This is a genomic window from Paenibacillus sp. TY11, assembly GCF_059772165.1.
Genome location: NZ_JCBAIQ010000024.1, coordinates 1 through 20,383 on the forward strand (window position 1 = coordinate 1; position 20,383 = coordinate 20,383).

General features: G+C 43.4%; 20 protein-coding genes and 1 tRNA gene. 16 read left to right on the forward strand and 5 right to left on the reverse strand.

What is annotated here, in order from left to right; all coding sequences use genetic code 11:
* The first annotated feature begins 44 nt into the window (after positions 1 to 44).
* Positions 45 to 118, forward strand: a tRNA-Pro gene (locus AC6EJC_RS22090).
* A gap of 249 nt (positions 119 to 367) precedes the next feature.
* Here the strand turns inward: AC6EJC_RS22090 and AC6EJC_RS22095 are convergent.
* On the reverse strand, positions 368 to 1,264 hold the full coding sequence (locus tag AC6EJC_RS22095; RefSeq protein ID WP_444955811.1) for a hypothetical protein: 897 nt from the start codon (positions 1,262 to 1,264) through the stop codon (positions 368 to 370).
* A gap of 169 nt (positions 1,265 to 1,433) precedes the next feature.
* On the opposite strand from AC6EJC_RS22095, the gene AC6EJC_RS22100 reads away from it, so the two are divergent.
* Together AC6EJC_RS22100 and AC6EJC_RS22105 are read left to right on the forward strand one after the other, a co-directional pair.
* Positions 1,434 to 1,673: a hypothetical protein gene (locus AC6EJC_RS22100; protein WP_444955812.1), complete on the forward strand. Its 240-nt coding sequence runs from the start codon at positions 1,434 to 1,436 to the stop codon at positions 1,671 to 1,673.
* A 209-nt stretch (positions 1,674 to 1,882) separates the two neighbouring features.
* A complete protein-coding gene (locus AC6EJC_RS22105) occupies positions 1,883 to 2,176 on the forward strand; it encodes a hypothetical protein (protein WP_444955813.1) in 294 nt (97 codons plus the stop codon).
* 545 nt (positions 2,177 to 2,721) lie between these two features.
* On the opposite strand, the gene AC6EJC_RS22110 is transcribed toward AC6EJC_RS22105, so the two are convergent.
* Positions 2,722 to 3,063, reverse strand: a complete 342-nt coding sequence (locus AC6EJC_RS22110; protein ID WP_444955814.1) for an IS3 family transposase — start codon at positions 3,061 to 3,063, stop codon at positions 2,722 to 2,724.
* 181 nt (positions 3,064 to 3,244) lie between these two features.
* Between AC6EJC_RS22110 and AC6EJC_RS22115 the strand changes: the two genes are divergently transcribed.
* Complete coding sequence (locus tag AC6EJC_RS22115) at positions 3,245 to 3,379, forward strand: hypothetical protein (RefSeq protein ID WP_444955815.1); 135 nt, start codon at positions 3,245 to 3,247, stop codon at positions 3,377 to 3,379.
* 754 nt (positions 3,380 to 4,133) lie between these two features.
* On the opposite strand, the gene AC6EJC_RS22120 is transcribed toward AC6EJC_RS22115, so the two are convergent.
* The gene (locus tag AC6EJC_RS22120; protein ID WP_013369372.1) at positions 4,134 to 4,598 is read right to left on the reverse strand and encodes a MarR family winged helix-turn-helix transcriptional regulator; all 465 of its coding nucleotides are present in this window, start codon (positions 4,596 to 4,598) and stop codon (positions 4,134 to 4,136) included.
* Between the two features lie 277 nt (positions 4,599 to 4,875).
* On the opposite strand from AC6EJC_RS22120, the gene AC6EJC_RS22125 reads away from it, so the two are divergent.
* The 4 genes from AC6EJC_RS22125 to AC6EJC_RS22140 all read left to right on the forward strand — a co-directional run bounded on the left by AC6EJC_RS22125 (position 4,876) and on the right by AC6EJC_RS22140 (position 7,623).
* Positions 4,876 to 5,310: a hypothetical protein gene (locus AC6EJC_RS22125; RefSeq protein ID WP_444955816.1), complete on the forward strand. Its 435-nt coding sequence runs from the start codon at positions 4,876 to 4,878 to the stop codon at positions 5,308 to 5,310.
* 259 nt (positions 5,311 to 5,569) lie between these two features.
* Entirely contained in the window at positions 5,570 to 5,755 is a 186-nt protein-coding gene (locus tag AC6EJC_RS22130; RefSeq protein WP_025686022.1) for a hypothetical protein, read from the forward strand.
* A 17-nt stretch (positions 5,756 to 5,772) separates the two neighbouring features.
* On the forward strand, positions 5,773 to 6,072 hold the full coding sequence (locus AC6EJC_RS22135) for a spore coat protein (RefSeq protein ID WP_444955817.1): 300 nt from the start codon (positions 5,773 to 5,775) through the stop codon (positions 6,070 to 6,072).
* 210 nt (positions 6,073 to 6,282) lie between these two features.
* The gene (locus AC6EJC_RS22140) at positions 6,283 to 7,623 is read left to right on the forward strand and encodes an amino acid permease (RefSeq protein WP_444955818.1); all 1,341 of its coding nucleotides are present in this window, start codon (positions 6,283 to 6,285) and stop codon (positions 7,621 to 7,623) included.
* Positions 7,624 to 7,654: 31 nt separating this feature from the next.
* On the opposite strand, the gene AC6EJC_RS22145 is transcribed toward AC6EJC_RS22140, so the two are convergent.
* The gene (locus tag AC6EJC_RS22145) at positions 7,655 to 8,287 is read right to left on the reverse strand and encodes a LysE family transporter (protein ID WP_444955874.1); all 633 of its coding nucleotides are present in this window, start codon (positions 8,285 to 8,287) and stop codon (positions 7,655 to 7,657) included.
* A gap of 315 nt (positions 8,288 to 8,602) precedes the next feature.
* Between AC6EJC_RS22145 and AC6EJC_RS22150 the strand changes: the two genes are divergently transcribed.
* The 6 genes from AC6EJC_RS22150 to AC6EJC_RS22175 all read left to right on the forward strand — a co-directional run bounded on the left by AC6EJC_RS22150 (position 8,603) and on the right by AC6EJC_RS22175 (position 16,181).
* The gene (locus tag AC6EJC_RS22150; RefSeq protein WP_444955819.1) at positions 8,603 to 9,571 is read left to right on the forward strand and encodes an SIS domain-containing protein; all 969 of its coding nucleotides are present in this window, start codon (positions 8,603 to 8,605) and stop codon (positions 9,569 to 9,571) included.
* Between the two features lie 28 nt (positions 9,572 to 9,599).
* Complete coding sequence (locus tag AC6EJC_RS22155) at positions 9,600 to 10,412, forward strand: PfkB family carbohydrate kinase (protein ID WP_444955820.1); 813 nt, start codon at positions 9,600 to 9,602, stop codon at positions 10,410 to 10,412.
* 96 nt (positions 10,413 to 10,508) lie between these two features.
* Complete coding sequence (locus AC6EJC_RS22160) at positions 10,509 to 11,222, forward strand: GntR family transcriptional regulator (RefSeq protein WP_444955821.1); 714 nt, start codon at positions 10,509 to 10,511, stop codon at positions 11,220 to 11,222.
* 139 nt (positions 11,223 to 11,361) lie between these two features.
* Positions 11,362 to 12,945 carry an amidohydrolase gene (locus AC6EJC_RS22165; protein ID WP_444955822.1) on the forward strand — a complete coding sequence of 528 codons (1,584 nt, stop codon included), beginning with the start codon at positions 11,362 to 11,364 and terminating at the stop codon, positions 12,943 to 12,945.
* A 2-nt stretch (positions 12,946 to 12,947) separates the two neighbouring features.
* Entirely contained in the window at positions 12,948 to 14,378 is a 1,431-nt protein-coding gene (locus tag AC6EJC_RS22170) for a YfcC family protein (protein ID WP_444955823.1), read from the forward strand.
* A gap of 132 nt (positions 14,379 to 14,510) precedes the next feature.
* Positions 14,511 to 16,181 carry a ribonuclease J gene (locus tag AC6EJC_RS22175; RefSeq protein WP_348625242.1) on the forward strand — a complete coding sequence of 557 codons (1,671 nt, stop codon included), beginning with the start codon at positions 14,511 to 14,513 and terminating at the stop codon, positions 16,179 to 16,181.
* Positions 16,182 to 16,406: 225 nt separating this feature from the next.
* Here AC6EJC_RS22175 and AC6EJC_RS22180 read toward each other — a convergent pair whose 3' ends face one another.
* Complete coding sequence (locus AC6EJC_RS22180; protein WP_444955824.1) at positions 16,407 to 17,672, reverse strand: BaiN/RdsA family NAD(P)/FAD-dependent oxidoreductase; 1,266 nt, start codon at positions 17,670 to 17,672, stop codon at positions 16,407 to 16,409.
* Between the two features lie 291 nt (positions 17,673 to 17,963).
* Between AC6EJC_RS22180 and AC6EJC_RS22185 the strand changes: the two genes are divergently transcribed.
* A complete protein-coding gene (locus tag AC6EJC_RS22185) occupies positions 17,964 to 19,706 on the forward strand; it encodes a two-component system sensor histidine kinase NtrB (RefSeq protein ID WP_444955825.1) in 1,743 nt (580 codons plus the stop codon).
* A 141-nt stretch (positions 19,707 to 19,847) separates the two neighbouring features.
* On the forward strand, positions 19,848 to 20,282 hold the full coding sequence (locus tag AC6EJC_RS22190) for a BrxA/BrxB family bacilliredoxin (protein WP_444955826.1): 435 nt from the start codon (positions 19,848 to 19,850) through the stop codon (positions 20,280 to 20,282).
* Positions 20,283 to 20,383 lie beyond the last annotated feature (101 nt).

The window sequence follows — 20,383 nt, forward strand, 5'->3', positions numbered from 1 at the left end:
GAGGGAAACCGTGGAGGTTCGAGTCCTCTCACCGGCATCTATTTCGGGATGTAGCTCAGCTTGGTAGAGCACCTGGTTTGGGACCAGGGGGTCGCATGTTCAAATCGTGTCATCCCGATAACCTTTCGTAAATGTTAAAAAGGGTGTCTGATTATCAGACACCCTTTTTGACTTAATGTGTATTCATTAAAACGGCTTCAGTTGGGTCATATTTTTGTGAAAGGTTATATTCATCGGCAGGGTGAATAGAGATCGAGTGATGAGAGGTTGGTTCTGCCCGGATCGATCTTACGACGTGACCTTGAGAAACAAAACAAAGAAGCTCCAGACCTTCATCGGTCTGGAGCTTCTTTGTTTTGTTCAGCTATTATTTTGTTTCTGAAGGCAGGGAACTAGCTACGCCCCATACTTCCACATTAACTTTGTTTGAACCACCGCGGAACTGAATTGTATATCGTCCAGAACGCATACCGTCCGAAATTCCGCCATCAATACTTCTCCAAACAGTTTCACTGTTTTTTCTGATTGTCTGGTCGTCAACATACACTTTACTAGAATCGTTGTGCTCTAAAGTAAAATCAACCGGAGCATTAGCATAGTTTCTAATGCGCAATTTCACATGCCCAAAACCCTTAGGAACCTCAAAGCTACCTGGTGCAGTTGCACTTCCTCCCAAAGCAAAGTTAAAAGAATTTCCCAAGCTCTGAGGAGTAATGACATGGTCATTAGTAGTTGTTGTACCAGCATCTTGGATCGCAGTAGTGGAGGTATTTGCAGAATCAGTTCCTGACACACCCCATGTTGTGACATGCACAATGTCGCCGTCAGCTCTCCATTGTATTTCATAATTTCCCGAGCGTAACCCTTGTGAAAAAGAATCTAAGCTATCCCAGTTCAAACTGCTATGAGCGCCAATAGTCTTAGTAATATATAATTTTCTACTGTCTGTATGCACCAGGCTAAAAGTAATGGTTGAATCACCTGTATTTTTCACAAGAATTTTTAGACGCCCGTATCCAGGATCTAATTTAAAGCGTGATACTGGATCTTTTCTGTTGAACGTGTCATTAAAAACATCTCTTGATTTTCGAAGAGTTATGACATGGTCACTAGTAGTTGTTGTACCAGCATCTTGGGTCGCAGTAGTGAATGTATTTGCAGAATCTGTTACATTTGAACTTGCAAAGATCGCACTCAACACGGCAACAGCTCCCAACAAACTAACAGACAAGGTTGATGCAAAAAATATTTTGTTCTTTTTCATAGATTATTCCTTCTATCGAATAATAATAGATTTCGTATCAATATTTACATGAAATTCCCTAAAAAAGCTGTATACATATTTAGGCAACTATATGAGTGCCGGAGCCTGTTTTTTTCTTCTTTACTAGCTTTTACAGCTATACTATCTTATAGAGGGAGGTGAGTGGAATTTGAAAAGAGCAGTAGTATTTTTTATTATGATAATCGCTGGTCTAATTGTAACTGAGCAGGCGATTGATATTCTTACGACCCGTGGCCGTGGTGAATCCATTTACAAGATGGGTATGTTAATTCCGGCCCAAGATTTTTATCTCTATTTGTACGGCTCCATTTTTTTGTTGATAGGGATTTTGCTGATCTTGTCTCCTTTACTATTCAGGAAGTTTTTTATAGCCAAAAAGAGTGTCTAATAAGGCGAATGAATAAAGGCGTTTCTGGGAAAACCGGAACGTCTTTTTTAGCGCTACTTGCGCCTGGCATTTTCCACGGCTCAATTGTTCGTGTTCTGAAGCCATTTGGATCATGTTCGTTTTTTGAATGAAAATAAGCCAACTGAAAAAGGCAATCCGTATTTTCGTCGTAATGTAATAAAGTTATCAATGCCTGGGGGTTATATCCAATGAGCGACTGGAATGAGGAAAAGGATCAGGAACAGAGTGATATTAATATCGATCAAGTGACTGATGAGATCCATCAGATTTTACACAAGATGATTGACGAGCTAGGTGTAGCATACGGCATCGTTAGGGAATTTAGTTATAATCCTGAGGAGCCATCGTGCTGGACTATTAGTATCGAAGATTCTAAAACCGTACTCACCTCGGATATCTTGTTCCAATATATGAAACGGCATAGGAATTTGAAGGATACGTTAACTCATTTTATGTGTGATCACTTTCCATACTTCACTTAAGCAGAGCATCAACGGTGAAGTATACTCAACAAACGAGATACAAGAGTTTAACCAACTGAACCGCAACCGAAAAGGAGATAAATGAACAAAATATATTTATATCTCAGTTTCCTTATTCATTTTATTTTGGCATTATTGCTACCTTATCAAATCATGATGGTGTCTACTTGTATTTATTATATTGGATTTTTTATGGGTAAATATTCGGCTCCTGATCTTATTGGGGAAGAAAACCTCTTTGCAATAATTTTAATCATAACGCTGTTATTTGTCTCTATGAGTGCTTTTCTGTTAATTTTTAGTTATGGCACATTGTTTAAAAAAGCGGGAGTCGAAAAAAGCATCTTTTGTACAGTTAATTTAACGATTTTTTTATTGGTTTGTTTATTTCATTAATCCAGTCAATCACAAGCAAACAATTGTTATTCTACTTTTAATGAGGCTGTTTTTTAGATGAGTTTGTATATTATCCCCTTCAAATTAAAAAAGAACGCCCATATAATGAAGTGACCCCTGTCAAGTAGCCAGTTATTAAAAAGCCATATTTAAGCAGCCTGAGTCTTGTATTCGTAGGGACTTAGGTTGTTTAGTCTCTTTTGAAAACGTTCATGGTTGTAGAAATGTATGTACTGTTGTACAGCGTGCTTCACTTGCTTTGGCGAATGAAAGGAGTGATGATAAAAACACTCTGTTTTAAAATGGCTGAAGAAGTTTTCCATACATGCATTGTTCCAACAGTTTCCTTTTCGGGACATGCTGGCTCGGATATCGTATCGTTTGAGCAGGTTATGATATTGGCGAGAGGTATATTGGAATCCTTGGTCGCTGTGCAGGAGAATCCCAGAGATATTCTGCCGTTTTCTTGCCTTTTTCAACGTATCCAACACCAGCCTTAAGTCGTTTTAAGATAGACGAATTTAACCAAATAGGTTTCAACGGATAGTGCCGCATTCTTGAAAGACTATGAACTCTACTGATTCAGCAGGATTCCAAGATATGCTATAATGAGTGGGACAAGGGAACCGGTGGGGAATGACACGGCGAAGCTACCCGAAAGGGGGTGACGCTGTGTTACTTGATCTTTTGGTGAAAATTCTGGATGTGCTGCTAAAAGTGGTTGGCATTTTTGCTGGCATGAAGACTTTGCTTGGCAGTGGAAAACAGAAAAAAACACGTAAAGACAAGAAAAACCACCGGCGATAGGTTGGCTCCCTAACCGGTGGTTTTTCATTTCGATATGAATCTCTCGCCGTGGTTGCCCATCGGCCTTTGTCCGGGTAGCCGTGATGCGCTAACATCGCGGCTACTCTTATTTATATCCATTATACCACAAATACATGAGGATGAAATGTCTGCTTATTTATGCCAGGCATTTTTTTTGGTGGTTTGATTGTTCGGAAAACAAGTGAATCAGGATCTCCGAACGATACCCTATAATAATTTTTTTAACTGAGAAATACTGTCCATAAAACTGTTTCAACGTCCATATAAAATTCTAAAGGATCGCCAATCTCAATCTCCATAGAGGTGCCATTTCTTTAGGAATCACGATTCGGCCTAACGTATCTAGGGACGTTTCATACCTGTACTTTTCATGTAATATCCTCCTTCAATTTAGAATTATAGAAACCAGCAGAAGTATGAAAACTTAATCCTCCAGCTTTTTGGCTAGTCTTTTTTGTTTTTATATTAGGCAGCGTTTTATGCAAAACTAAATTCCCCCACCACACAACGAATTTTATTATTAAATTGATAAAAAAAATTTCTCGAATCAAAAAAATATTAATCAATATTTCCTCTGTGATTTATGTATAATTTTCACCTTTACAGGTACATAAAAAGTCCACCCTATTATAAAAGAGTGGACTTTTCTGGTGTAAATTTAATTTTCTTTTAGCACAGCTATAAGATTGTTCGTTTCTTCACAAACGATCATTTGCTAAAATTACTATTCATTCTATTTGTGATAAGGTGACAGATTATCAGCGCTGCGGCCCAATTTTTTGAGCAAGCCGATGAGTTGATCTCTTTCGGTTTCGCTGATTCCGCTAAAGGCGCGTTCAATCTGACGTGTATAGTCAGGGTAAATTTCGTCCATGACGCGTTGTCCTTCGTCCGTCAATTCTGCATATATAATCCGACGATCCTGGTCACACGGGTGACGGTGCAAATAGCCGCGGCTCTCCAGCTTGTCGATAACATAAGTGACATTTCCGCTTTGCAATAGCAGCTTCGCTCCAATTTGCTGGATCGGCTGCGCGCCCTTGTGATACAAAACTTCCATCACAGCGAAGGCCGTTGGGTTGAAGCCCACCGTTTTGATGCCAGCAACCGCATGTTCGTTTACACTTTTGAATGACTTGGCAAACACGCTATATAAATGCATGGATTGCTGTGTCACCAATGTTCGGTAATCTATCATCTTCATTCCGCCTTTATGTATGGATTTGGGCATCCTTTGACCGCTCGGCTCGGATGACCGGGCAACCATACCCTTGTTACTAGCATAAAGGGATTTACGCAGGGAAAACATGCGATTTGTCACAGTAGCTGCTTTTTTAACTATTTAATTTCAAAGCTTTAAAGTAAATTTTTGAAAAATAAAGGATTTGAATGTAAAAATATGTTCCCGGTTGGATATATTAAAAATAGCATGAACCTAAATTACCAAATAAGGTACCACAGAGGAGATGAGGCACATGGATACAGGTTCCTTCCATTTTCAATTTCGTGATCCGCAGCAGGCTGTCCAAGCCTGTGAAACATTAAAAGAAGTCGGATACTCGGCCAGCACGAACGGTGATACGGGTTTGAGTGTTCATATTGAAAACCAGGATATACTGTCTGCACTGGAGATTTGCCAAGCCTATGAAGGGGCCATGATTGAGACAGGGAATCTCACTTCCGACTCGGGCACAATTACGGGTCTGCAGAGAAGTGACGGCGCACAAAATCCGGGCTATAGTCCAGATGATTGGATTATTCCCGCTCACATCATCAACGAAGATTGGAGTGAAGCATATAAAAATGGTTCCTCCCAAACATATGCCAATACGATCGAGGAGCATAACGTGAGCTCTGATCAACAACCGGAGGATGAAGTGGATGGCTTTTCCGGCAGCATCCATATCTGACTTCCCATTACAGTGCCGCTCATTTTGGAATAAAAAGCTTCTTCAAAACCATTGATATCGTGGTCTTGAAGGAGCTTTTACTCATATATTGGGTTGTTTTTAATTGATGACTGTTCTTTTTATATCCTCGATTTTTTTTTGATTAATGGCATTTTTTTGGGATGAGTTCGCGTTCTGTGAAATATTAGGTGTTGCTTAGGTCATGCATAAATAGCGGCGACAGCAGGGAATAACAATTTTCAGAAAGGAGGTCTTGACCTTGCAAAAATTAGGAGTTCACGAAAAATTGGAATTACATGAGCTGCTTACGTTTAAAACGACTTGCCTCACAAAAAGTCAAACCATGATTCCTTTGGTATCAGACACAAACTTAAAAAATATTTTGCAGCAGGATGTCAATGGCGGCACACAAGATATTCAACAGCTTAAAAATCTGCTGGTGTAATTTAAAGGAGGATTAACGTGAATTCTATTATTGAAAACATGACTGGAATGAGCGGAATGACGGATCAGGTGATTGCTTCTGATTTGTTAATTGCAGCTAAAAGTGGAATTAAGAACTACGCTCTTGCGCTGACAGAGTCAACCAGCTCGGAAGTTCGAAACGTTCTTTGTGATCAATTGAACAAAGCTGTTAATCTTCATGAACAAATCTTTAATTACATGAAGAACAATGGTTACTATAACGCTTATGACCCGGAGCAGCAAATACAAATGGATATTCAAAATGCAGACAAGGCCCTTTCTTTACCCAAAGTTTGATAGTTCGAGCTTCACATAACCCAATTAACGACTTATTTTCAAATGGCCTTGGCCAGTTTTATATATTAAAAAGCACTAGTAAACCTTGACCGGGTTTGCTGGTGCTTCTTTATTGATAAAGAAAGTCATGCTCCACATGAAATATGGTGAAATCGGCAATCTTAAAACGGAGAACTCGTTCTCAAATTCAGGAATAGGGTGATTCTCTTTATGGGTAAGTCTTCGGATCGTAAGCAAAAAGATCAAAAATTAAAATGGTGGCAGCTTAGCTTGTTAGGGGTTGCAGGTACTATTGGAACAGGATATTTCCTCGGGTCCGGCTTAGCGATTTCCATTGGTGGCCCAGCCGTGCTGATTGCATACTTTTTGGCAGCGGTTGGAACGTATGTCGTGTTTGATGCCCTTTCGCGAATGACGGCAGATCATCCAGAACAGGGTTCTTTCCGTTCCTATGCCCAAAAAGCATTTGGAAATTGGGCAGGTTTCGGCAGCGGTTGGGTATATTGGTTCTCGGAGCTGCTTATTAATGGGAGTCAACTAACCGCACTATCTATATTTTCACGCTTTTGGTTCCCTGGGGTACCGATGTGGATATTTGCGGCAGGCTTTGGGATCTTAGGGCTTGTGATTATTTTTTTTGGCAATAAGGGTTTTGATCGTGTTGAAAATGTATTGGCCATCATTAAGATAGCGGCTATTGTTATGTTTCTGGTCTTAGCGGTTGCTCTTTTGGCAGGCTGGATTGGAGGAGGAAAATATAATCCGAAGTTCCCCATCAGTTACAAAGACTTTTTCCCAACCGGTGGCATGGGATTATGGTCATCTTTTATCTTTGCCTTTTATGCATACGGAGGTATTGAAGTGCTCGGAATTATGTCTAACCGACTTCAAAATCCGGAGGAAGCACCCAAAGCCGGAAAAGTGATGCTGATTACGCTGGCTGCGGTGTATGTGCTTTCTATTGGGCTGGCTGTGTCTATGGTACCATTAAGTGCCTTTAATCCGAAGGAAAGTCCTTTTGTGCTTGCGCTCAGCAGCGACCATCTGGCCTTTGTGCCTCATTTATTTAACGGAGTGCTTATTATTGCTGGGTTCTCAACGATGACAGCATCTCTATACGCAGAGACTTCTATGATGATTACCCTTGCACAGGAAGGAGATGCGCCCACACTGTTTTCACGGAAGTGGAAGGATAAATATCCTCTTTATGCACTTAGTTTGATCTCCGTTGGATTAATCGCAGCAATCGTGTTGTCATTGCTGTTGCCGGGAAAAGTATATGAATATATCACAACTGCAGCGGGTTTAATGCTGCTGTATAACTGGTGCTTTATTTTGCTATCTTCAGGCAAGTTACTGGAGTCGAGCAAATCAAGTAACACTAAGCGCTGGATCGGATTATTGTTGATAGCTATAGCCGTGGTCGGATCTTTTTTTCATAAACTTAGCCGCCCAGGTTTTTATATCAGCTTACTACTTGTCTTGTTGATTGCAATATGTGACTTCATTGTACAACGGGTTCGTCGAAAGCATACGAACGCATCCAAGTAATCATGTCAAAGCCGAGAGGTATTACGAGGTATTAGTGGAAAAATAGTAATTGCAATGCCTGTACACCAAAATAAAAGCCAAAACCAATAAGAGATAATCCGGATAGCCATGAGATGGCCTTAAGTACACTAGCTTTTAGAAATCTACGGAAAATACTTGAAGCTGCAGCCATGGTCACATCCCAGAGCAGTACGCCTAATATAATGGCTCCGCTATAGATCAATAGCTGTTGTACTGGATATGTATTAGCGACGTTTGCCAGTATTGATCCGTAAATGCCAAGCCAGAAAAGGATGGAAAGTGGATTAAATAATGACATTAGGAAGCCCGACACAAATGAGTTAGTTAATGTACTACCACTTCCCCTTAATTCGGATTCTGAAATCACGCCTGCATTTTTAATGCTTTCAATACCTGTATACACAAGTACGAAAAAACCAAACATCCATAAAAATGCTTTGACAAACGGGGCATTAAGAAGGTGGATCATTCCCAAATAGACTAGCAGCATATAAATTATATCTGCGGTTATTGCACCAAGCCCGATAAACCAGGCGTGCCAAAACCCATTCTTAATACCTCGATCCAACTGTGCGGCATTGATCGGTCCGATGGGGGCCGAAAGTGAAAGACCAAGAAAAACATATCCGATAATTGTATTAATGCTGTTTTTCCTCCTTAAGTATTTATTGGATGTTATGTTTTTGTCTATTTTAGTTTATTCGGACAAACCCATTTGTTAGACCATTTTTTTGTACGTATATTGTAGGGGTAGCCTCGTTATTGCCAACACTACCAATGAATTAAATCCAAAAAGGAGCTCTAATTCCGTGCACAAAAGGATTAGAGCTTTTTTAATGACAGGTTATAAAAAAAGTTTATTTAACCGAATAATTGGGCTTGACACTTTTATTGAAAGCGCTTATATTTATCTCGTAAACAATACGTTATATAACGTTATACAAAAGGAGAGATAACAATGAATGTACATCAGACGGTTCAGACGATTTATGAACAAGCGAGTGGGGAGATTTCTGAAGTTTATTTAGTAGCCTGCGGGGGCTCACTAGTCGATATGTACCCCTCAAAATATTTTCTGGATAGTGAAGCAAAGAAACTGGTAGCAGGGATGTATACGGCGAATGAATTTGTGCATGCGCTCCCAAAACGGTTAGGTGAAAACTCAGTAGTCATCGTTTGCTCCCATGGAGGAAATACGCCGGAATCGGTTGCGGCTGCTAAATCAGCCAATGAGAAAGGCGCTTATACCATCGGCTTAACCCACAATAGTGAAGCGACACTGCTCAACTATTCCGATTATTCATTCCTCTACGAGTGGGGAGATGAGAGCGATGTCAAAAATAACCCGATGGCTATTATTTTGGAACTTACTGTTGAGCTGCTTCAAATCGCTGAAGGCTATGTTCATTACCAAGCTTTCCAGAACGGCTTGGGGGCAATCAATGGAATTATTAACCGGGCAAAAATGCAAGTTGAACCGCGTGCCAGTGTATTCGCTGACAAATATCGCAATGAAGATCTCTTTTATATCCTGACCAGCGGAGCTTCTTATGGACATGCCTACGGATTTGCCATCTGCTCGCTGATGGAAATGCAGTGGCTTCATGCGGCTTCTATCCACTCCGGTGAATTCTTCCATGGCCCGTTTGAAGTAACGGATAAGGAAACTCCATTTATCCTGATGATCAACGAAGGACGCACACGGGCGCTGGATGAGCGGGCACGGACTTTCCTGAATCAATATGCCGAGAAAGTGGAAGTGATCGATGCGAAGGAGCTTGGAATCGGAACCATTGCCGACGAGGTCGTAGAGTTTTTTAATCCGGTTTTATTTTACAGCATTGTATGTGTTTATCGTGAAGCACTCGCAAATGTACGCAATCACCCACTGGAAACTCGCCGTTATATGGGCAAAGTAGCTTACTAAGTGCACTTACCAACAGGAGGAAACCATCATGAAAGTACTAGGCATTGGCGATAATGTGGTAGATAAATATGTTCATCTGCGCATGATGTACCCTGGCGGCAATGCGCTTAACTTCAGTGTGTTTGCCAAAAAAGCGGGCATAGATGCTGCCTTTATAGGAGTATTCGGAGACGATAACGAAGCACAGCATGTAGAACACATCCTCCGTGAGCTTGACATCGACATTTCACGGTGCAGATATCACAGCGGTGAGAACGGCTGCGCACGTGTAACCCTGGAAGACGGAGACCGAGTATTTCTGGGCAGCAATGAGGGAGGAGTTACACGTCTCCATCCGCTGGAGCTGAGCGAAGATGACAAGGCCTACCTTGGCGGATTCGACCTTATTCACACCGGCTTGTACAGTCATACAGGGCACCTGCTACCTGAATTGGAGACGCTGGGAATCCCCCTTTCTTTTGACTTTTCGGATGATTTCGCAGATGCACAGGTGGAGCAATATATTGCGCATGCCGATTTCGCTTTCTTCTCTTGCAGCCATATGACGGATGAAGAGACACAGAACTATATCCGCTCCAATCGAAAAAAAGAGGGGCAAATTCTGGTAGCCACACGCGGCGGTGACAGGTCTATCGCCTATGATGGGACTAAGTTCTATTTTCAAATGCCGGATTCCGTTGACGCTGTGGATACCATGGGGGCAGGAGATTCATATATAACCGCCTTTTTACTGAGCTTTTTGAAAAACGGTAATATTCAGGACGCTATGGCAGAAGGCTCGAGGGTTGCCGCCCAGAGCTGTCTGATAGAAGGTTCTTTCGGATACGGCGTCCGTTACTAACAAATTATTTTCGAATATCTTCACTTGTAAGAATATGTAACATTTGATACTCTAAGTGGGAGTAATATAACGTTATATGACAAGTGAGGGCACATTATGTTGAATTCAGACCAAGCAGAGCCATTATATATTCAATTACAAAAAGCGGTCAAAACCGCTATTCATAATGGAACATTTACGCAGGGAAGCCGTATACCGACCGAAACTGAGCTAAGCGAGACCTACAATGTAAGTCGAATTACCGTAAGAAAAGCAATTGCCGAATTGGTTGATGAAGGTTATCTGACCAAACGCCAAGGAAAAGGTACCTTTGTCAATGTACCCAAAATTGGACGGAAGATTGAACATGTCATCAGCTTTACGGCTGCCTGCAAATCCAACGGCCTCGCTTCACACAGTGTGGTCACAGAACGTGAAATCGTAGAAGCGGATGAGGAAATTGCACATCAGTTACAGCTGTCACAAGGCGAAAAAGTGCTATATATTCAGCGCAAAAGATACGCCGGTGATCAACCGCTAATGCTGGAGAATAATTATTATCCTTATGACCGATTTGCTTTTCTAATGGAAGAGCAGTTGGAGGGGTCTGTATACGAACTGCTGCGTCATAAATACAGCATCGATCCTAACCAACCAGGAGAGACGATATTACAAATCACTTTGGCGGATGAATACCAGGCAAAGCTGCTGGAGACGGCCATCGGGCAGGCGTTGTTCTACATGCATACGATTATTTATGATCAGCATGGAAGCCCGGTTCATGTAGGTAAGCAGTACATCATCGGAGACCGTTATCAATTCTCAATATAATCCGTTGCCTGTTATGCAAGGTTATTCAGGTACGGTCAGCTTCTGCTTCAACCCGATGAGGGGAAGCAGAAGCAGTATTATAACGTTATGTTACGTTATGTTGTGTTATTAGGCGGATAAATAATGAGGTGGTGGAACTGTGCAGGGGAAGAATGACACATTAGCGGACAAAGTTCTACTGTCCAATGCTATTTTTAATGGCTTGGAAAATGAAGCTTCGCCTGGGTTTATTGCACTGCAAAGAGAACGTATTGCGGGAGTGGGGCGACCCGAAGAAGCACAAGCTTGGATAGGAGCGGAAACAGTTGTCTATGATTTGGGTGATGCCTTTATCATGCCAGGAATTCATGACAACCATGTATTTTTTACCGGATATATGTCGATGCATCGAGGCGTGGATTTGACTCATACAGCCTCGATCGAAGAAGCAGTGGAATTCATGCTACAAGCGGCAAACAACCTTCCGCCAGGGAAAGATGTAACCGCTTACGGATGGAGCGAAGAAAGTTGGGGCAGCCTGCCTGAGCAAAGCTTGTTGGACGACTTGTTCCCTGATCGGGCGGTAATTGCCATTAACCTAAATAAAAACTACTGCTGGATGAACCGATTGGCTCAGGAGAAATATCAATTTTCGCCGGATCAATGCAGTGCTGAGGCACGCGCTTTGCTGCTCCAAGCTATGATGCAGGACCACAGCCTTGTCAAACAAGAGTTTATGGAGTTTTGCCGCGTGCTGGCTGCACGAGGAGTTACTTCCATAAAAGATATTGGCTTTGACCAGCATAGCGAGCTGCTGCCGATTCTAGAAGAATTGAAAGAAACGGGTGAACTGCCGCTCAGATTTCATTTTTCGCTTGAACCGGTCGTTGAACCGCTTGATATTGCCACCGGTATCAAATACAAAGCCCTTTATAATGGAGACCTCATTCGCTTCCAAGGATACAAGCTGATGCTTGACGGTGTCGTAGCAGATCATACGGGGGACATGCTGGAACCTTACGCAGATATGCCGGGAGTAACGACTTTGAGGACGGTTGACTACAAAAAGATTGAAGCCTCTGTGCTGGAAGCGGACAGCCAAGGTATCAAATGCTGCCTAACTGCAGAAGGTGATGCTGCGATTCGCCAAGCGGTATCCATGATTGAAAAATGCCGCGAGCAGCAAGGTAATAACCATATCAGGCATTCTATCAGTGATATAGAGTATCCTCATCCAGATGATCTAATCAGAATGGGCGAGAACGAAATTTTTGCCGAAGTCTACGCCCAAATCCTGCTGCTGAATCCTTCCTATGAAGAGTCTTATATGCCTGTTGTGGTAGGCAAAGATAATGAAAACCGATTTTATAATTATAAATCCATGCTGGAAGCTAACGTGCCGATAACCATTGGGACTGATCTGCCCTTATTTATCACCAGTGTTCCCGATTCACTGTACTCAGCTTCTCATCGGTTATTTCCGGACCGATCACCTGCTGGAGGCTGGTATCCCGATTGCGGGATGCCGCCATCCGAAGTTTTAAAGGCATGGACCATTAATGGAGCCAGACATTGTTATATGGAAGAGGTCACAGGTACGCTGGAGGCTGGGAAATATGCTGACATCGCCGTTTTTGACCGCAACCTCCTTAAAGCATCCGCTGGTGATATCAGGGATGCCCAAGTGATACTGACCATTATGGGAGGGAAGGTTACTTATAACCATTCTTGGAATGAGGGATAAACATGAACATCGAGAAAAAGAAATGGAAGTTATCCTTGCCCCATAGCTATACATTAATATTTTTAATTATTATTACAGTCGCCGTATTGACATGGATTGTGCCCAGCGGACAATTTGAGCGTCATGAAGTGACAGTGAACGGTGTGACCAAAACGGCGATCGTTTCGGGAACTTATCACACTGTACCCAAAACTGGTGAGAATGGTGATCTAAGGCAGGGACTCCCCCAAATCCTAAGCGCTCCTATTGAGGGGATTATCAATGCCGCCGATGTGGTCTCTTTTGTCCTTATTGTGGGCGGCTCCTTCGGGATTATACTGCAGACGGGAGCCATTGACCGTGCCCTGACAGCTCTTGCCAGACGGTTGAAGAATAAGGGGATTCTGCTTATTCCAATTGCCATGGTTATATTCAGTCTCGGAGGCTCTACCTTTGGGATGAGTGAAGAAATTATTCCGCTTTATGCGATTTTTATTCCGTTAATGTTTGCCCTGGGTTTCGATTCTATGACTGCTATTCTTATTCTATTTCTGGGAACGCAAATTGGGTATGTCGGTTCGACTGTTAATCCATTTTCAGTATTGATTGCCCAAGGGATAGCAGGAGTGGAGGGGAATCCTCAGCTTTGGCTGAGATTTATTGAATGGCTTGTATTTACTATGATTTCTATTGCCTTTACGATGTGGTATGCGCACCGGGTTAAGCGAAATCCCGAGAAGTCCATTGTGTTTCAGAGTGATATTATAAACCGCGAGCATTTTATAAAAGAAAATACAGGTGAGGACGTCGTCTTCACGTTTCGGGACAAATTAATTATAGGTGGGTTTATTGTAACGCTTGGAGCAATTGTCTGGGGAATTTTGGCCAAAGGCTGGTATATGACTGAAATCGGCGCTCTTTTCTTCGCGCTCGGTATTTTTGTCGGGGTAGTTACTAAAATGAGTCAGAAGGAAATAGCTGAGAATTTTGTAAAAGGGTGTGGAGAATTTATCTATGCTGCAGTGATCATAGGTCTCGCCCGCGGAATTCTGATCATCGCCGAGCAGGGTATGATTATCGATACCGTATTGAATGCACTCGCAGGCATCCTAGAAGGATTGCCAAGTTACTTGTTCACCACCATTATGTTGGTTGCGCATAATATTATTACTTTCCTGGTACCCTCTTCTTCGGGGGAAGCTGCACTAACCATGCCTGTACTTGCACCGCTTGGCGATCTTGTAGGCATCAATCGTGAAGCAGTAGTCACAGCGTACCAATTCGGTAACGGGTTAACCAATCTCATTTCACCGACGGGCGGAGTACTGCTGGCGGGATTGGCCATTGCCCGGATCAGCTTTGGACAGTGGCTGAAGGTAATTTTCAAGCTATTCCCGATCCTGTGGCTGGTTGCTGCTATTTTTGCTGCTATTTCGGCTGCGGTGGGTATCTAATAAATCAAGCACAGAACCCCTGTCTTTTAGAGACAAGGGTTTTTTTGTTCACTTCTTTCCCTGTATGGTGCATAAGTTTGCGGGGAAAATGAATAATATGGATAGCATTTTCCTAAGGAGGAAATAAACTTGATGCTTGCTGATAATAGATTACTCATTGCTGCTCTAGGCGGTGTGAATGAAATCGGGAAAAACATGTATTTCATCCAATACGATCAGGATATTGTCGTTATCGATTGTGGCTCCAAGTTTCCTGATGAAAATTTGCCTGGTATTGACCTCATTGTACCGGATGTCACCTATTTGCTGGAAAATCAGGATAAAGTCAGAGCGCTCATCGTGACTCATGGACATGAGGACCACATCGGGGGCATTCCTTATTTGCTGAAGCAGATCAATATTCCCGTATTCGGGACAAAGCTCACCATCGAATTGCTTAAGATTAAGCTAAAAGAGCACGGCCTTTTGCGTGATGCTGAGCTTCATCTTATAGATGCGAATTCAACCATCGATATAGGCACGATCCAGGCATCTTTTTTCACCACCGTCCACAGCATCCCGGATTGCCTGGGCGTCTTTTTTCAGACACCGGAAGGAAATGTGGTCCATACCGGTGACTTCAAATTTGATATGTCTCCCGTAAGCGGACCTTTTCCGGATCTTCATCGGATGGCGGAAATCGGAAAAAAAGGGGTTAAAGTGCTTCTCTCCGAAAGTACAAACGCGGAAAGACCGGGATTTACTCCTTCAGAACGTTTGGTTGGCGGGCATATTCTGGATGCATTCGCCAGAGCAAAGCAGCAAGTATTTATCTCCACGTTTGCTTCCAATGTGAACCGTGTCCAGCAAGTCATTGACGCAGCAGTAGAAACAGGCCGAAAACTGGTTTTACTCGGACGCAGCATGGTAAATGTGGTATCGGTGGCTAAGGAGCTGGGCTTTTTGCACATGCCTGAGGACTTGTTGATAGAGCCGGGAGAAACAGAGCGGTTTCCCGCAGAAGAAATCGCAGTTTTATGTACAGGAAGTCAGGGCGAGCCAATGGCCGCACTGTCCCGTCTAGCCAATTCCTTGCATCCCAAAATCGAAATTTTGCCCGGTGATACTGTCATCATAGCCGCGGGAGCTATACCCGGGAATGAGCGGAATCTTTCCCAGGTGATTGACAATTTGTATGTGCTGGGTGCACAGGTTATTTATGGATCAGGCAGCGCCACAGGGATGCACGTATCCGGTCATGGCAGTCAAGAAGAGTTAAAATTAATGATGACTTTGATGAAACCACAGTACTTAGTTCCTATACATGGTGAATTTAGAATGCTGTATCGTCATCGTCAGCTTGCAGAGTCTGTGGGAATTCCTATGGAAAATGTATTCATCGTCCGTAACGGGGAGACCATTCAAATCGAAGAAGGAAGGGCATCCCTCGGTCCCAAAGTACCATCTGGGAATAGTCTGGTCGATGGGCTGGTGACAGGTGACGTAGGTAACATTGTACTGCGAGACCGCAAAAAACTTTCTTCAGACGGAATGCTGATTATTGTGATGACTTTGAGTAAAAACGAGAAACAAATGCTCGCAACCCCCGAGGTCATTTCAAGGGGATTTGTATATGTTAGGGATTCCGAAGATCTCATGAAACAAATCCACGAAACGATCATGTCCACAGTGAACGAATTAACAGAAACCGAAATGAGTCAGTGGGGTCTGATTAAGCAGATGCTAAAAGATGATGTGGGTGGGTTTATTTACAGTCAGACCAAGAGAAGACCCATGATTTTACCTATCATTATTGAGGTTTAGGAATAGCGGCAAACGTCAAAACAAGATGGATCTTGTTCAATACGCCATAAACCCAAAAAAGACTTAAATCAGCAATACAACTGATTTAAGTCTTTTTCATTCCCCTTTCCTATCTTCCCCAAAAAACGAGGATGCAGTGGTGGTATGCAGCGAAGCGGAGGATTTGAATCTGGAGAAGCGACAGCGATCGTAAGATCAAAGCCTACGCGTAGTGTCTCCACACTCTTACAGCATCTCGTTTAAAGCCGCTTGGGTTCCTGCTGTATGCCCTGTCGTAAACGCCGCTGTAATATTATAACCACCGGTGTAACCGTGAATATCCAGAATCTCACCACAGAAGAACAATCCAGGCATCAGCTTGGACTCCATTGTTTTCGGATTAATTTCTTTCAAATTCACACCGCCCCCGGTAACAAATGCTTCCTTCAGAGAGAGCGTACCGTTCACACGAATTGGAAACGCCTTGATTCGGTGGGCAAGTTCTTGCCATTGTTGCTTGGGAATATGATCATATGTCAAGTCCTCGCGCAACTCGGCTTGCTGGAGCAACAATGGAATCAAGCGTTCCGGTAAATAAGGCTTAAGCACGTTTTTGATCGCTTTTTTAGCATCGGCCGATGCCAATTCCAGCGTTTCGCGGTAGACTTCATCGGCATGCTTGCGAGGCTGCAAATCGAGAGTAACCAACACCGTGTTTACCTTATCCTTTTTCATCCCTTTAACGACAAACTGACTGCACCGCAAAGCGGTTGGGCCAGATAGACCGAAATGTGTAAAAATCATATCTCCTTCATGGACGACAACTTTCTTTTGCTTCGCATTCCATACGGTCAGGCTGATGTCGCGTAAGGATAGTCCCTGAAGCTCTTTCGTCTGGATGAACGTCTCGCCTGACGTCAACGGAACCTCTGTTGGATACAGCTCTGTAATGGTATGCCCCGCTTGCTCTGCCCACGCATAGCCGTCACCTTCCGAGCCTGTATGCGGGACGGACTTGCCACCGACGGCTACAATGACGTTACGGCTACGTAGGATTTCACCGGAACGCAGCCGCACGCCAGCCGTATGACCTTCTTTGTAAATAACCTCTTGAACAGGGCAGCTTGTCCGAATCTCGACTCCTTGAGAGCGTACCTTGTTGATCAAAGCATCGACAACTGTTTTGGCTTTGTCTGTCACTGGAAACATACGCCCGTTGTCTTCTTCCTTTAAGGCTATACCCAGCTGTTCAAAAAAGGCGATGATATCCCGATTGCCGAAAGCTGCCAGCGCACTGTGCAGAAAACGGCCATTGCCGGGAATATGCCGAATTAGTTCGTCCAGCTCTTTTGCATTCGTGACATTGCAACGTCCTCCACCGGAGATCCCGAGCTTTCTCCCGAGTTTATTTCCCTTTTCTAGTAAAAGCACCTTGGCGCCCTCACCGCTGGCAGCAGCAGCGGCCATTAATCCGGCTGAGCCGCCTCCGATTACAATAACGTCGTAAGTCATAGACCTCTTCCTTTTCGTCGACAAATTTTCAAAAAATTCAGAATGGCGTAACAGGTTTTTCATCATATCGTAATACCGTCGCTTTAGATAGCCTTTGAGCACAGTAAGCACGTATATCTTTCATTTTCCAGGAATTTGAAACACGTAAAAACGGTTCTTTTATATACATCCGGTATTTAGCAGATTTTGTCGTTCTACACCGGGATTTTAACACATATATTGTAATATATTGTAGCCTGTGCTTTAATTCAACTAACGGCGTCAAGGAAAGATGATGAGGGGGAAAAGTCCTTGTTAATTGCGTTGAAGGAAAGTGTGCTCCAGATTCTCCTTGCCGTTATATCGGCGGGTTTTTTCTCTATATTAACGGATTATGGGGATAAGAAAAAGGTTTGGGCAGGCAATCTACTCCCTGGACCTAATCAAGGAATACTTTACTTGTGTTGCTTGCCAGCCATATTGCTATGTTCACTCTTTCAATATCAGTCTCCATATGGTCTACCTTCCAATCTGGGTATTATTCCCCTTGCAGTTGGCATCATGTACGGTAGACGACGTACTGCCTTCGTGCTCGCCGCTTCCGCACTGACGGGTGTCCTGATGATAGCCCAGTCGACAGAAATGTCCCCGATGTATGTGGGCACTGGTTTTATCCTTTTTCCTTTTATGTTACTGCATGTCAAGTTTTTTCAAAGAGGAACATTGTTGGACAAAAAGCTTCTGATTTCTGCATATGTTGTGGCTGATATGCTGTTTAAGGCGTTATTCCCGCTACTGTGGGGCAAACAGGATATTTCCGTATACATTCCTGACTTATTTACAACGTTTTGGAATATTGCAGTAGGTGTGCTGGCAAGTTTTATGGTCGTGAGTCTGATGCATAATGCCTTTGAGAAGCTGGCGCTGCGGCGTGATGTGACCGAGTTTACGAGCAAATACTTAATTGAAGTGGATAAGCTGCGTCAAGTCATGGATCTGATGCCGTTATCTCTTGTTACTCTGGACAGCGAAGAACGAGTTATACATATGAACAAAACGATGCTGGAACTCTATCGGGACTTCGATCCCTACATTACGCTGCCTGAGGTAGTAGGTCGTCCATTGACCTCGTTGTACGGTGGTTTTAGCGCTTCTCCTGTGGTCAACGAACGAGTTGCGAAAGCATTAGAAGGAGAGGCGGGTGCTGATTTTATCCATGTTACTCCCAAAGTATTCTTCTCAAGTTTCCTTCCTATTCGGGATAAACATGTTAACCAAACGACAGGCGTCATTATCGCCTTGCAGGATATTACAGAGCTGGAGACGCTGCGCAGTGAGCTAGGCAATTTCGAGAGGCTCAGTCTGGTCGGACAGATGGCAGCGGGCATTACTCATGAAATACGTAATCCGATGGCGGTTGTGCGCGGGTTTTTACAGCTTATGCGTGAAAAAAGTCCAGATTCCCTAGGCCATTACTACCGTATTGTGATGGAGGAACTGGATCGGGCGAATGGGATTATTAACGATTTTCTTTCACTGGCCCAGAATCGGATTGTCGAGAAGGAGCAATGTCATCTGCATGATATTATTCGCGAACTGACGCCTTTATTGTGGGCAGATGCGAACTTGAGGGGGCAGACGATTGAGCTGAAGCTGGAGGATCATGTGACGATGTTGCATTTGAACCCTAAGGAAATGAAGCAATTACTGCTTAATCTATCGCGTAATGCGATGGAAGCTATGGGGGAAAAGGGGGTGCTAACCATTTCTACTCATGAGGAAGGGGATTTCGTGGAACTGGAAGTAAAAGATACAGGTCCGGGAATTCCGCAAAAACAGCTTGAAAAGCTGTTCCAGCCTTTTTACACAACCAAAACGAAAGGTACAGGTCTGGGTCTGGCCTTATGTCAAAGTATAGTGGAACGTCACCACGGTACGATTGCCGTAGATTCGGTGGAGGGAATGGGCACGCAGTTTAAAGTCCGATTACGCAGAACCATTCCGACTTACCGGGATCATTCTGAGCCTCCTGCCATGAATTCGATACAGAAATAATTGTGAAAATATATAGCCGGATTTTTGCAAATTACGTGAAAAAGATTGTATAATGAGGATTAGATGTCCATGCCTTTACTACGGCAAAGGATGAAATTAGAAACGTAGTATACATGATTTTTCGAAAAGGAGTGAAAGAATATGTCTATGTCTTTCGATCAATATATGAGAGATTCAGTTCAGCCGATGCGCGATGAACTGACGAATCTTGGGATTCAGGAACTGCGTACTCCAGAAGATGTGGAGGCCAAGCTGCCTGATGCTAAAGGTACAGTGCTGGTTGTTGTGAACTCGGTATGCGGTTGTGCCGCAGGCCAATGCCGCCCGGGTGTGGCTGAAGCGCTGAAGCATGATATTACGCCGGACCATCTGTATACAGTTTTTGCTGGACAGGACAAGGAAGCAACGGCGAAGGCTCGCGAATTTTTCGCACCGTATCCGCCATCTTCCCCTTCCATCGCGCTGTTGAAAGACGGCGAACTGGTACACTTCATTGAGCGTCACCAGGTGGAGGATCGTTCTGCAGATCAAATCGCTGCTGATTTGACCAGTGCATTTGACCGTTTTTGCCGGTAAGACTGCTCAAGCTATGCCCCGCATTTTTCGCCTGCGAAACTTGCCGGGGCTTTTGCATGTTGGCTTGTGAAGGAAATTCCTAAAAAAGAGGTGCTTATCTG